Annotated in this window: 14 protein-coding genes and 1 riboswitch; of the genes, 11 read left to right on the top strand and 3 right to left on the bottom strand. The window is 35.2% G+C overall.

Translation table 11 applies throughout. From position 1 onward, the window contains the following. Positions 1-81: 81 nt before the first annotated feature. On the bottom strand, positions 82-387 hold the full coding sequence (locus BK137_RS22020) for a hypothetical protein (RefSeq protein WP_143691099.1): 306 nt from the start codon (positions 385-387) through the stop codon (positions 82-84). Between the two features lie 163 nt (positions 388-550). On the opposite strand from BK137_RS22020, the gene BK137_RS22750 reads away from it, so the two are divergent. The 6 genes from BK137_RS22750 (at position 551) to BK137_RS20525 (ending at position 6,100) form a co-directional block, all read left to right on the top strand. After that, positions 551-2,014: a hypothetical protein gene (locus BK137_RS22750; protein WP_235175675.1), complete on the top strand. Its 1,464-nt coding sequence runs from the start codon at positions 551-553 to the stop codon at positions 2,012-2,014. 277 nt (positions 2,015-2,291) lie between these two features. Next, positions 2,292-2,401: riboswitch (TPP riboswitch) on the top strand. 104 nt (positions 2,402-2,505) lie between these two features. After that, positions 2,506-3,498 carry an ABC transporter substrate-binding protein gene (locus tag BK137_RS20545; protein ID WP_038179805.1) on the top strand — a complete coding sequence of 331 codons (993 nt, stop codon included), beginning with the start codon at positions 2,506-2,508 and terminating at the stop codon, positions 3,496-3,498. 13 nt (positions 3,499-3,511) lie between these two features. Then, positions 3,512-3,802 (top strand): thiamine-binding protein, encoded by a 291-nt coding sequence (locus BK137_RS20540; protein ID WP_038179803.1) that lies wholly within the window; start codon positions 3,512-3,514, stop codon positions 3,800-3,802. Further along, the gene (locus BK137_RS20535) at positions 3,802-4,554 is read left to right on the top strand and encodes an ABC transporter permease (RefSeq protein WP_038179801.1); all 753 of its coding nucleotides are present in this window, start codon (positions 3,802-3,804) and stop codon (positions 4,552-4,554) included. The genes BK137_RS20540 and BK137_RS20535 overlap by 1 nt, the downstream gene beginning before the upstream one ends. A gap of 5 nt (positions 4,555-4,559) precedes the next feature. After that, positions 4,560-5,306: an ABC transporter ATP-binding protein gene (locus BK137_RS20530; protein WP_038179799.1), complete on the top strand. Its 747-nt coding sequence runs from the start codon at positions 4,560-4,562 to the stop codon at positions 5,304-5,306. Further along, positions 5,303-6,100: a TatD family hydrolase gene (locus BK137_RS20525; protein ID WP_327192107.1), complete on the top strand. Its 798-nt coding sequence runs from the start codon at positions 5,303-5,305 to the stop codon at positions 6,098-6,100. The genes BK137_RS20530 and BK137_RS20525 overlap by 4 nt, the downstream gene beginning before the upstream one ends. A 125-nt stretch (positions 6,101-6,225) precedes the next feature. Here BK137_RS20525 and BK137_RS20520 read toward each other — a convergent pair whose 3' ends face one another. Continuing rightward, the gene (locus BK137_RS20520) at positions 6,226-7,362 is read right to left on the bottom strand and encodes an MFS transporter (RefSeq protein ID WP_038179797.1); all 1,137 of its coding nucleotides are present in this window, start codon (positions 7,360-7,362) and stop codon (positions 6,226-6,228) included. Positions 7,363-7,572: 210 nt separating this feature from the next. Here BK137_RS20520 and BK137_RS20515 point away from each other — a divergent pair, with 210 nt between their 5' ends. Together BK137_RS20515 and BK137_RS22860 are read left to right on the top strand one after the other, a co-directional pair. Further along, positions 7,573-8,709, top strand: a complete 1,137-nt coding sequence (locus BK137_RS20515) for an FIST signal transduction protein (protein WP_038179789.1) — start codon at positions 7,573-7,575, stop codon at positions 8,707-8,709. An 11-nt stretch (positions 8,710-8,720) separates the two neighbouring features. Then, a complete protein-coding gene (locus BK137_RS22860) occupies positions 8,721-9,704 on the top strand; it encodes a methyl-accepting chemotaxis protein (RefSeq protein WP_038179787.1) in 984 nt (327 codons plus the stop codon). 68 nt (positions 9,705-9,772) lie between these two features. Here the strand turns inward: BK137_RS22860 and BK137_RS20505 are convergent, their stop codons facing one another. Beyond that, a complete protein-coding gene (locus BK137_RS20505; protein ID WP_038179785.1) occupies positions 9,773-10,090 on the bottom strand; it encodes a YflT domain-containing protein in 318 nt (105 codons plus the stop codon). 349 nt (positions 10,091-10,439) lie between these two features. Between BK137_RS20505 and BK137_RS20500 the strand changes: the two genes are divergently transcribed. From BK137_RS20500 to BK137_RS20490, 3 genes are all read left to right on the top strand, one after another. Beyond that, positions 10,440-10,901 (top strand): hypothetical protein, encoded by a 462-nt coding sequence (locus tag BK137_RS20500; protein ID WP_038179783.1) that lies wholly within the window; start codon positions 10,440-10,442, stop codon positions 10,899-10,901. Then, a complete protein-coding gene (locus BK137_RS20495; RefSeq protein ID WP_038179781.1) occupies positions 10,889-11,179 on the top strand; it encodes a DUF2653 family protein in 291 nt (96 codons plus the stop codon). The genes BK137_RS20500 and BK137_RS20495 overlap by 13 nt, the downstream gene beginning before the upstream one ends. A 187-nt stretch (positions 11,180-11,366) precedes the next feature. Next, complete coding sequence (locus BK137_RS20490; RefSeq protein WP_038179779.1) at positions 11,367-12,593, top strand: hypothetical protein; 1,227 nt, start codon at positions 11,367-11,369, stop codon at positions 12,591-12,593. Positions 12,594-12,883 lie beyond the last annotated feature (290 nt).

Below are 12,883 nucleotides of genomic sequence, written 5' to 3'. Positions count from 1 at the left end.
AATTTTAAAAAAGTCAAAAATAAAGAGGAAACTCTTTTTTTTAATCACTATTTCGGACCATTTTGTGTCCTTATACATATCTTACAAAGAATGAAAAGAAAAAGGAGTGAAATTGAATGGTTCAACCTTTTCAAGGAGGACAGTGGCAAAACGAAAGTTCAAATTTTTGGCGTGGGCAGCAATGGAACCAAGGTAACATGTGGCACCAAGGAAACGACTGGCACCACGGTCAAAACTGGCATCCGGGACATCATTGGCAACAATGGAATCCATGGCAACCTTGGTTTCCGTGGCAACAATGGAATCCATGGAACCCGTGGCATCCATGGCATCCAATTCAACGCGGAAACCGCTGGTAATAAAAATAGAACGAGGATAGTCATGCACACATAGATTTCACATATATTAATACGACTATAAAGCATCCCCTGATTCAATTGAGTCAGGGGATATTATTATGCCTCAGAGGTGAAAACGCTTTAGAAGTGCAATAAAGATGCAAATTATCTAAAAGAAGCATGCATATAATTGATTGAAAGGTGGGGAGATATTGAAAGAATATGCAGATATACTGATGAGGTTTTTACCTTCAACGGCAACCATTTTAGAATTGCATCAACCTGAAAAAAAGCCGGCGATACTGCTAGCAGATATAGATGGAGATCATATTGAAGAATTAATCGGAGCCTACAATTATCAAGGTCGAAATTATATTAAGATATTAAAGAAACAACATAATGAATGGGTTCCGATAGCAGACATTAAAGGAAGCGGATATGGAATAACGAATTTAATAGCAGTGCCATTAGTAAATAATAGTATTAATACTTTAATTGTGGGTTGGCAAATAGGTAGTATTTGGTCGAAGTTAGACCTACTGCAATGGACAAATAAAGGTATTGTCCATATACCAACTAATAATATGGTCTATAGTAAATTGCAAGTAGAGGATATGCCAAGTACGGAAGGTTCGGATGGTAAATATGAGCTAGCTCTCTGGGTTCATGATACGGGTGAGGCCTATAAAATAGCTGTCTATCGTTTTAATGGTAAGGGATTTGTAAAGGCAAAAGATGTTTACCCATATTATTTCAAAAAAGTAGAAGCATACTATAAGAATCTATTAAAGAATAATGATTATCCCTTTTATTGGTACTATTTATCAGATGCTCAGATGAAGTCGGGAGATTTAGATCAGGCACTTACATCAATTGATAAAACGTTGTCATTTAATTCACCATATCCATCTAAAGAAACCCTACTAGAAAAAAGAAGACAAATTTTAAATCAGTTGAAGCAACATCAAGTGGTCGCTCAAACCGTCATCGTTAAAAAAAGAGGTGATGTCACAGGAGATGGCTTAATTGATACAATTCTTCTAACTGGTGAGAAAACCGAAGGAAGTCCGTATTTAAAGAACATTACTTTAGTTGTTTTTAATGAAAGAACGAATTTTTATGAACAAATCCCGTTAAAAGAAAATGCAGGTTATAACCCCACTATATCGCTTGGGGATTACACAGGAAATCATGTAGATGACATTTTAGTTGTCATTGATTCAGGGGGTAGTGGCGGCATTATATTCGCATATATATTTACATATGTGAATGGGGAAATGCGCCAAGTATTTGACTCAGAAGCATACAATGAACTTTCAAAATATGAAGTTAATTATCTCGATAATTACAAAGCAAGTGTAACTAGCTCCTATCCAGCGAAAAAATATATCTTAGATCTAACATATAAAGGAAAAGTATACTTATCTGAAATTTATAATACAGACGGTACACTTAAAGAACCGATACAAGGGTGGGTCGATCCAATTAGCGGATTCTATCCTATAGATTACGCAAGGGACGGCAACTATGAATTTTTGGCGTACCAAAAAATCGCAGGTAGATACCATGCAGATGGTTTGGGTTATGTAGAAACAATATTAAAATGGAATGGACATGGATTCGTTCCAGATCGCCAAACTGTTTCGATTTTCGGTGCAGATTTGCCAACGAAATAATCTATTAATAAAATTGTAGTTAGCAATTAGAGAGTACTTAGGACGTGAATATTCTGCTAAATAACAAACACTGGAGTTAGCGCAACAAACACCAGAGTTAGTGCAACAAACATCAGAGTTAGCGCAATAAACGCCCAAGACAGAGCAACAAACCACCAACTACACACAACAATCCCAAGAGAAACCACCAAATTCCAAAACCCAAAAACAATCGTTTCCAAATAAATATTGGAATCTTTTGTTTTTTTGATATAATAGATGAGAAAAGTTCATATGTGCAAGAATGTGGGGGGGCTGGTGTTGCCAGCTGAGAATGTATCCGATAGATGCTGACCCTTAGAACCTGATCTGGTTAACACCAGCGGAGGGAACATCAGCTAAAATCTCGAGTATCATTGAATTTTAGAGTGTATGTTAACGTCCGGAATAGTTCCGGGCGTTTTTCTTTTTGCATGGAACTTGTCAAAATAATATAGATGGAGGCAAGGGAAATGAAAAAATGTATGCTGCTCCTTGTAGCATTATTCGCTTTAGTAGGTTGCCAATCAAATGAGTCAAAAGGAAGTGACAACGACTCAAAAAACGAATTAACAAAAGTAACTGTCGTTTTAGATTGGACACCAAATACAAATCATTCTGGTTTGTATGTAGCAAAAGAAAAAGGTTTTTTTAAAGATCAAGGCTTGGATGTAGAAATCATTCAACCAGGTGAAACAGGAGCAGATCAACTAGTCGCTTCAGGAAAAGCCGAATTCGGTATTACAGCGCAAGAATCGATTACGCAAGCAAGAGTCCAAGGAGTTCCACTAGTCTCAATTGCAGCTATTATTCAACACAATACATCGGGCTTTGCTTCCCCAATAGATAAAAATATTAGATCACCAAAAGATTTCGAAGGTAAGACTTATGGTGGTTGGGGTTCTCCAATCGAAAAAGCTGTACTTGATTCTCTTATGAAAATCGAGAATGCAGATAGTAAGAAGCTAGACATTATCAACGCTGGAGATGCAGACTTCTTTACAATGGTCAAAAAAGATGTAGATTTTGCATGGATTTACTATGCATGGACAGGTGTCGAAGCGGAACTGCGTGGAGAAAAAATAAATATGCTCTATTTAACAGACTATAGTGACAAACTAGATTACTATACTCCAGTTCTTACAACTAACGAAAAAATGATCCAAAGTAATCCAGATACAGTGAAGGCATTTACTAAAGCAACTTCACAAGGATATGAATTCGCTATAAAAGATCCAGAAACTGCTGCAGATATTTTACTAAAAGCTGCCCCAGAATTAGATGCAGAGTTAGTTAAGAAAAGCCAACAATGGCTAGCTGACAAATATCAAGATGATGCAAAACAATGGGGAGAGCAGAAACTTGAAGTTTGGGAAAACTATGCAAATTGGATGAGTGAAAATAACGTATTAGAAGGTAAATTCGAACCTGAAAATGCGTTCACAAACGAATTTTTACCACAATAAGGAGGAGAAATAAATGGCTAACTCATTAATCAGTGTACAAATCATTCCAAAAACAAAAACATACGAGGATGTTATTCCTTTTGTAGATGCAGCTATCAAAATTATCGACGATGCTGGTGTGAACTATGAAGTGCATCCGCTTGAAACAACAATGGAAGGTGAACTTTCTGAACTGCTAGACATCATTCGTGTGATGAATGAAAAGATGATTGAACTAGGTAGCGTTAACGTCATCACTCAAGTGAAAATGCTTTACCAACCATCTGGTATCGAACTAGGTACATTAACGGAGAAATACAGATAATGAAATGGATACGTGAAAAAGGAGGAGCGATTTTTTTGCTCCTTTTCATTTTATGTAGTTGGGAATTGATTGTTCAATTAAAAGAAGTACCGGGTTGGTTATTACCTGCACCTACAGCTATTTTTTCAGAAGCGATTAAAGCAATTCCTACTTTTTCAACCGATATTTTATCAACAACTCAGTTAGCAATATTAGGACTTACAATTGGAAGCTTAGTTGGGTTTATCATAGCGGTCTCCCTACATATGATGCCGAAAGTTCAGAAACTTGTTTATCCGTTACTAATTCTATCTCAAAATATTCCAATCATTGTTTTAGCACCGCTGTTAATTATTTGGTTTGGCTTTGGATTATTACCAAAACTAATCATTATAGGTTTAGTCTGCTTTTTCCCAATCGTTGTAGCTGCATTAGATGGCTTTAAAAATACCGCTCCTGAGCTCAAGTACTATATGGAAATGGCGGGAGCATCGAAAAGCCAATTATTTTGGAAACTAGAATTGCCACATTCACTTCCATCCTTATTTTCGGGATTGAAAATCTCTGCGACTTATAGTGTCATGGGGGCAGTCATTTCGGAATGGCTAGGTGCAAAAAAAGGGATTGGCGTATACATGACATTATCTCAATCCTCGTTCCGTACAGATCGTGTGTTTGTAGCTATTTTCACCATCATGCTATTAAGTGTCATCGTATTTGGTTTGCTACGTGTGGTTGAAAGATTAGTAATTAAAGGCAAACTGGAGAGGTGAATACAATGTTACTTAAAATGGATCATATCGAAAAGTCTTTTGGTACAACACAGGTTTTGCATGATATTTCTATACATGTAGAAGAAGGAGAATTTGTTGCATTACTGGGGCCTTCAGGGAGTGGGAAGAGCACCATTTTCAATTTAATAGGTGGAATGGCTACGCCAGATGAAGGAACTATTTCTTTGAATGACAAAATCATTCATGGACAAAAAGGCTTAATCGGCTATATGCCTCAGCAACCATCTCTTTTCCCATGGAGAACCGTCATTGAAAATGTCGTACTGATGCAAGAATTATCAGGTAAACCAAATTATGAAGAAGCTAGTGAATGGCTAGAAAAAGTAGGGTTACGAGAATTTAAGAAATCCTTCCCAATTGAATTATCAGGTGGTATGAAGCAACGCGTAGCTTTTATAAGAGCGTTACTCAGTAAACAAAATTTATTATGCCTAGATGAGCCATTTTCAGCGTTAGATGAATTTACTAGAATTGAAATGCAAAAATGGCTTCTATCAGTATGGGAAGAAAATCGAAAGTCAGTGCTATTCGTCACGCATAGCATTGAAGAGGCAATCTTTTTAGCAGATAGAATTTATATACTAACGAAGCGCCCAGCCACTATAAAAGAAGAGATAAAAGTTCCCTTTGCAAGACCGAGAGAGGAAAGTCTCTTAAATACAAATGAATTCTTCCAACTCAAACAGAAACTTTTTAATATGTTGAAGGATGAAATTGAGGTAGGTGAGTGAAGCTGATAATCGATGCTCATATCCATTTTGATCAATACAATGAAGAACAACGAAAGATAATTTTAAAAGAAATGGCTCAATTTAATGTGACACACCTAATAGCAGTATCTACTGACTTATCATCAAGTAAGGTCAATTTAAAATTAGCTCAAAATGATAAGCGCATTCTACCTGCATTTGGCTTTCACCCTGAACAAGTAATGTTGGGAGAAAGTGAGCAAGCTCAATTATTTGAATGGATAAGAGCGCATCACGATGAAATGGTTGCAATTGGTGAAGTAGGGCTTCCTTATTATTTAAAGCAAGAAAAAGAACTCCTATATCAACCATATATCGACTTACTAGAAAAGTTCATAGCACTTGCAGCAGAAATGGATAAGCCGATTATTTTGCATGCTGTATATGAAGATGCGCACATAGTTTATGGTTTATTAGAAAAATATAATGTAACTGCTGCACATTTTCATTGGTTTAAAGGGGATACACAAGTAGTCAAACGGATGATTAAAAATGGATATTTTATCTCCATAACACCTGATGTATTGTATGAAAAGGAAATTCAGCAGCTCGTAAAGCATTATCCATTAGAGCAAATGATGGTAGAAACAGATGGACCCTGGCCGTTTGAAGGGACTTTCTCTGGTAAGATGACACACCCAATCATGATAAGAGCATCTATTGAGAAGCTTGCTTCGATTAAACAGCTGCCATTTGAAGAAGTTTCTACTAAGCTATATGAAAATACACAGAAATTTTACCGGTTGAAGTATTCAAGTCCATTTCTAAAAGTTTGACTTAATCAAAATAAACTCCTCTTTGTCTTTGGGCAAAGGGGAGTTTTTTGATATTGAGATTAATAAGAAATTCAGCAATAATTTCCACAAAAAAAGCCAGAGATATTTAAATCTCTGGCTGAATCTCAAGCTAAAGCAGTTTTCCGATCTAATAATGTAACACCAGCAAAGCACAGTAATAGGATTCCTGTAAAAATAAAGCCGCCTGTGATTCCAAGTGACAACCAACCTAAAAGGGAAGATCCCGCAACTACTCCTAATGAGAAGAACGCATAGAAGTAACCATAAGCCTTGCCTCGAACTTCAACTGTTGTCGAATCAATCAGTAACGAATTTAATGAAGGGAATAAGAAGGCAAACCCAAAGCCATAACAAGCCATTGCAATATAAAGTAATGTATTTGAATCTGCCTGGCTAATTAATAGTTGGCTTAATCCCATCAAGCTAATACCAAGTGCTAATGTTTTGATCGGCTTGACTCTATCGAAAATTCTATTAGTCGGTAGTAAGAATACAAGAACAGCAACAATGCCAAATGTACTCATTAAAGTTCCGCTCAAACGTGAATCAAAACCTAATTCTTGTACCTTTAAAGGTAATAAATAAGCGATAGCTCCTTGAGAAAACATAAGGAAAAATGCGCCTATAAAGGCTTTAAGTGTGCCTGCATTTTTGAAGAACGCCCGAATAGGAACGTGGGTACTAGTCGATGAATCTTTTTTTACTTGAGTTGATTTTAAGATAAAGATGGATAGAAAAGCGAGCACTAGCATGCATGCAGCAGTAATGTTAAAAACAAATGGCACGCTTGTCCGACTAGCTAAAATACCACTAAATGCAGGGCCAGTAATGGCAGCAATACCTACAAATGCTCCTGATATAGCACTACTCTTACCACGTTTTTCTTGTTCAGTTTCATTTGCTAAAAAAGTAAATGCTGCTGGGACGATTAAACCCGCAACTAAGCCGTGGATAAAGCGAACAACTAAGAGCATGATCGGTGCATCAGCGAACGTATAAAGCAACAAAGCTAGACCAGTAGTGAATAATCCCGCTATCAAGATTTTATATGGACCTCTGCGATCCGTTAAAAACCCTGAAATGATGTTACCAAATGTATTAGACAATGAATACATACCAACCGCCAAACCTGTTATAAAGGCCGATGCTCCAAGCGATTCAGCAAATGTACTCATGACAGGTAGTTGTGTAAACAAATCGAAGAACGAAAAGAACACAATGACATATATAAATTTTTTCATGTAAAACCTCTCCAACAATTAAATTATTTATATATTATAGCCTATCAAAGCTAATCACCCAAATTTTCTTGAATTTAGAGAAAAAATAAAAGGGAAAATAAGTAATTAAATTATCCTTGTACATGCTATAATAGATTGTAAAAAAGAACCATTTTTTAAATAATTGAAAGTAATTCAAACTAACTATCAAGATAAACTAGAGGTGTTACTATGGAATTAATACGCTCCAATTCTACGAAGCAAAAAAATACCGTAGAGGCAGTTAAAGAAGTTACAAGTAAACTACATACCGAACCTTCATTACTATTATTTTTCACAAGTACTACACATTCATTTCAAGAAGTAACAGCACTATTTAATGCACAATATCCAAATTGTGAAGTCGTCGGCTTAACGACGACAGGTGAAATTGGGCCATCTGGCTTCTTAGAAAATGGCCTCGTAGCAATGAGCTTTGCAAAAAGTATTGGACAAATAAGTACGGTTTTGATGAACGATATTTCGAAATACCCTATATTTTCTCGTAATGATCTAATTTCCTCAGCAAAACATATAGGTATTAATCTTAACAGCCAAACACTTGAAAAAGAAGGGGTAGCATTAGTATTTCCGAATGGATTAATTGCTGCAGAAGAAAAGATGCTATCAATCGTCAATTCAATCTTCCCACATGAGGGGTTCCCTGTATTTGGCGCAACTGCTGGAGATGATGCAAAATTCATTGAAACCTTCATTAGTTTAAACGGAGAGGTATCAAGTAAAGGTGGCGTAGTCATCTTTATGAAACCGACTGTAGATTTTGTCATGCTAAAGGAGAATATTTTCACTAGTACAGGAAAATCGATGAAAATTACTAAAGCTGATACTGAGCAACGCATTGTCTATGAATTCGATGGAAAAAAGGCAACAACAATCTATGCAAATCGATTAGGCGTAAAAGAAAATGAACTAGATCAATATTTTATGACAAACCCACTCGGCAGAAGATTTAACAATGAAATTTTCATCGCATCACCATTCCAAATACTACCGAATGGAGCAATCCAATTTTATTGCCAAGTTTTCCAAGATTCGATTGTTGAGATTTTAGAACCAAAAAACCCAGTTGAAACTTTACAACAAACATTACATACTTTCAAGTCCGAGTTTACTGAATTAGAGGGCGTATTAGCCTTTAACTGCATTCTAAGAAAACTACAATTTCAAAGTCATGGTCTATTCCAAGAATTAAATCGAGAACTTGAGAAATTGCCAAACTTAGGTGGATTCTGCAGTTATGGAGAACAATTTAACAAATCGCTTGTTAATCAAACACTAGTACTTTTAGGTTTAGGGAAGAAAAGATAGGAGCGTTGAGCATGCTTAAAACCTTTTTCAAACAAAAAGAAAATCATTCTGACAGTTTAATAGAAGAAATCAACTTATTAACTCCCGATGAAAAAGAATCAATGATTGATGGTTTACTTGATTTAGTCGCACTATTAAAATCATCCAATGAAAAAAACGCAAAAGGCGACAGCGTATTTATAGAGCGTATTACAGAGGTGAAAAATACTGTGGAAGAGGGCAGAACATCTTTAATCACCTCGAGTGATAATATCCAAAGAATCCTTGATGAAGCGCAAAACATACATAGTATTACAGCTGCAGTGGAAGCACAAGGTGAGCAAAATATTGGATTAGTAAATGAAGGCAATGAAAATATGGACAAGCTCGACTCTCAAATGGATTATGTCAAAAACGTATTTACTAATTTCGAAAAATCAATCGCGGAAGTACAGCAAGAAACAAATGACATTATAGCTATTACCAATATAATAGCGGGGATAGCAGATCAAACGAATTTACTGGCATTAAACGCCTCAATTGAAGCGGCAAGAGCAGGGGAACATGGGAAAGGTTTTGCAGTGGTAGCTGCAGAAGTGCGTAAATTAGCAGAACAAAGTAAAAATGCATTAGTGAATGTGAATAAAAAAGTGAATGAAATTGTCAGACAAGTCTCGGTACTATCAGCAGATATCGTTGAAAAATCAAAAGAATTCGATCATACGCAAGAAATGACTCGTTTGACAAGTGAATTCTTCGGGAAAATAGCAATTTCAGAAAAAAAGCTATTTACAAGTATGTCAGGTATTAAGCTCGCAACAGATCAAACAATGGCTGAAATAATCACATTCCGTCAAGAACTTGAAGCGATTGTCCATTTATCCGAACAATCAACTAAAAGAATAGATGAACTGTACATATTCTCACAAGATAAATTTTTCATTTCAACAGATATGACATCCTATATTTCTCAAGTAAAATACTTAGTTGAAGCACTGAAAAACGACCAACTTTAATATAACTAATATAAATTCAAAAAACCCCCAATCACTACTAGCGTGATTGGGGGTTCAGTACATATTCATTAGTTAGCTATAATAATCAATTTACCTTGATCTAGTTCCTCTTCCGCGTTAGCAGCTTCTTCTTTTGTTAAGCCAGCAGCTTCCATCTTATTGCGTAGTTCATCACCACGTGAAGTGAACATATTCTTCATACTATTTAAGATACCTTGTTCTTTGATTCCAACTTCAGCAGTATCTAGAGCCTTATTGATATCATCAGATCTTTCTTTAAAGTGTGCGAATACATAGATATCATCTCGTGAGTGACCTTGCAGTTCTAACTTTTTGATTTCTTCCAATGCTTGTACGGCGTTTTCTACTGTTAATTTTAATGTCATTTAAATCCCTCCGATTTTGTTTTACATATAATCTTTACCCTGTAGGATTAGTATCTAAACAATAAGTTAAAAAAGACCAAGCGTTCAAATAATACAATTAGTAAAATCTTATACTTTAAATGACTTCCTATATATAGGAAGTAACGTACTTTGTGAGAAAGAAATTAATTACTTTATTTTTATTGAAACTTTTTGCCCTTATGAACGTATATAAAGTAAATCATGATAATTATCCGTGATGAGATAGGCTAACGCTCGTATATCAGTGTAAATATTCAGTAGTGAGTGATACACTGTTCAGTGGGGTTAGCACCAAAGAAAACTACCAAAATTGACGGAGGGTCATACATTGAAAAAATTAGTAGCAGCTTTATTTGCAGCCACTCTTGTATTCTCAAGTGTCGGAAGCTTTGTGTTCAACGACCAAGCAACAACAGTTGAAGCAAAAGGGTATAAATCAGGTAAAAAAGGCTTCAATACGAACAAGAATTACAACACAAATAACAACAACCAACCGACTAACTCAAATATTCAAAAAGATAAACAAGATACAAAAACAACTAACGGAACATCGGCTACAAAATCTGGCGGGGGCTTCATGAAGGGCGGCCTTATGAAAGGTCTTATGCTTGGTGGACTAGCAGGACTATTATTCGGCGGTCTATTTGCTAACATGGGAGCACTTGGTTCTATTTTAGGATTCGCAGTAAATATCCTTGCAATTATCGTGTTAATTGCATTAGTTCGTAAAGTATTTACAATGCTAAAAGCAAAGAAACGTAAAGAGGAAGCAAACCCATGGAACAGATAATTATTCCAGAACAAGATATTATCAATGCAATATGTCTTTTCCAAGCTCGCAACAAAAACGTTATGCCAGAAGATGTTGAAGTTGAATTGGCTTACGATGATGATGAAGGCTTTTCAGCAGAATCATTCATTAGAGGTCAAGTTGAAGCAATTAGCGAAGCAGGTCTAATAGCGGCAGTTCGTCTATGGATTTCCGAATTCCTAAACCGCGATCCATTCGCTTCAGGAATTGAACTTGTACTAGATGATGAAGAAGGCATTATTGCGGTAGTAAACTAATAAAACATAAAACAAAGCATCACTGATCTATTAAATCAGTGATGCTTTTTTGTGTTATTTTAATAATAAAACATAAATACCAGCATTTCACAAAAAAATAGGTTTAAATGTGGTAAAATAAGTATGTTACATGGAGTGTAAGAACTAAATACACTAAATACATATAAGTGAAGGAGCTTTAAAATCGATGCAGAAGACTAACAAAACCCGTACCAAACTTCTCAGACGGCTTATACTTTGTTCCGTACTATTAATCCCTTCGATAATAACATTAACGAAAACAGACATCGCACAAGCTGCTAATTCTACTAAATTACAAAAAGCAAAGGTCGGTTTTCAAACAACAACAAAAAAGCCGACAAAAACTAAGAAAAAGGTTTCTCAAAGCTATAAGGTGAAAAACGGCAAGCTGTATAAAGGAAGCAAGCTCTATAAAAAGCAAAAGCTTTATCAGGGAGTCCTCTATGTAGATGCAAAAAAAGCAACTGGTCAATACACGGTTGATGGCAATGAACGATATTATAAATCCGGTAAACTTTTTACGGGTCTTTTAGAAGGTTATTATTACGAATCTGGTAAAGAGCCTGGAAGATATGTTGTATATAAAAACAAACTTTATACCCCAGATGGCTGGCCGAATGAAGGTTTTAGAATTTATAATGGCTTACTTTACGATGGGGAAGATTTAAATACAGGTGCGCTTATTTATCAAAGTAAATTATATTATGGTGCAAAAATAAATAGTGGCTATAGAATCTTTGATGGCGAACTTTACTACGGAGCGTATTTAAGAAAAAGTAAAACGGTATATAAAGATAGATTATATACGAACGCAAAGCCGAATGTCGGTTATGCAACCTATAATAAAAAACTGTACGATGGATCGTATTTAAACGAAGGATACTTCCTATATAACGATATCTTATATAACGATGCAGAATATAATATGGGATATACATTATTTGAAGATCGACTTTACAATGGAAAAGAAGAAAACTATGGAATTGCAAAATTTGATGGTCAATATTATTATCATACAGATATCGCAAATGGCAAATATGGTGGAAATCTATACGAAGATGGAGAATTAGTTAGAAACGCGACAACTATTAAATCTATTCGTATTGTTGATACTAAAACGCTAGAAGTAACATATAGCCAAGCAGTTAATAATAAGAAGCCTTTAATTAACGTAGAAAAAAATGGTGTTCTATATACTATCTCTGCATTTAAATGGAACAAAGCCAAAACGGTATCAACCTTTGATCTCTCAGGACCCATCACTGCAGGAAAATATAACATTACTATTTTAGGCATTGATAATATTAAACTGTTCGGTTCAATTGGAGTAGAGGGTGAATCAGCTCTCCATATTGCAGATGCCAATTATGGTTATGAAATGGTAGAAGATTAAAGTATATGAAACGTAGTCAGTAAACTGCTGGCTGCGTTTTTACTTTTTTATGGGTAAATATATTGAAATAATATAATATCAATCTATATGTTAGTATGCTAAAAAAACCAATTAAAGTTTTATTTGGAATAATTATGATAAAAATAAACGTAAGGAAATATTTATATCTAATCCTTTTTATTAACATAATACGCAAAAATGTTATAAAAAATAACCTAAAAATACAAATAAAGGTAATAATTAAAGTCTAATAAAACTGAATATTCAAATTATTTAAACATTCCAATAAA

The sequence above is a fragment of the Viridibacillus arenosi genome (genome assembly GCF_001955655.1).
Lineage (GTDB): Bacteria > Bacillota > Bacilli > Bacillales_A > Planococcaceae > Viridibacillus > Viridibacillus arenosi.
This window is presented reverse-complemented; position numbering and strand designations above follow the sequence as displayed.

Excerpts from the sequence above, each read along its gene's own strand:
- BK137_RS20545 (WP_038179805.1), top strand. The coding sequence starts at position 2,506 with ATGAAAAAATGTATGCTGCTCCTTGTAGCATTATTCGCTTTAGTAGGT.
- BK137_RS22860 (WP_038179787.1), top strand. The coding sequence starts at position 8,721 with ATGCTTAAAACCTTTTTCAAACAAAAAGAAAATCATTCTGACAGTTTA.
- BK137_RS20520 (WP_038179797.1), bottom strand. The coding sequence starts at position 7,362 with ATGAAAAAATTTATATATGTCATTGTGTTCTTTTCGTTCTTCGATTTG.
- BK137_RS20505 (WP_038179785.1), bottom strand. The coding sequence starts at position 10,090 with ATGACATTAAAATTAACAGTAGAAAACGCCGTACAAGCATTGGAAGAA.
- BK137_RS20490 (WP_038179779.1), top strand. The coding sequence starts at position 11,367 with ATGCAGAAGACTAACAAAACCCGTACCAAACTTCTCAGACGGCTTATA.
- BK137_RS20535 (WP_038179801.1), top strand. The coding sequence starts at position 3,802 with ATGAAATGGATACGTGAAAAAGGAGGAGCGATTTTTTTGCTCCTTTTC.
- BK137_RS20495 (WP_038179781.1), top strand. The coding sequence starts at position 10,889 with ATGGAACAGATAATTATTCCAGAACAAGATATTATCAATGCAATATGT.
- BK137_RS20515 (WP_038179789.1), top strand. The coding sequence starts at position 7,573 with ATGGAATTAATACGCTCCAATTCTACGAAGCAAAAAAATACCGTAGAG.
- BK137_RS20530 (WP_038179799.1), top strand. The coding sequence starts at position 4,560 with ATGTTACTTAAAATGGATCATATCGAAAAGTCTTTTGGTACAACACAG.
- BK137_RS20540 (WP_038179803.1), top strand. The coding sequence starts at position 3,512 with ATGGCTAACTCATTAATCAGTGTACAAATCATTCCAAAAACAAAAACA.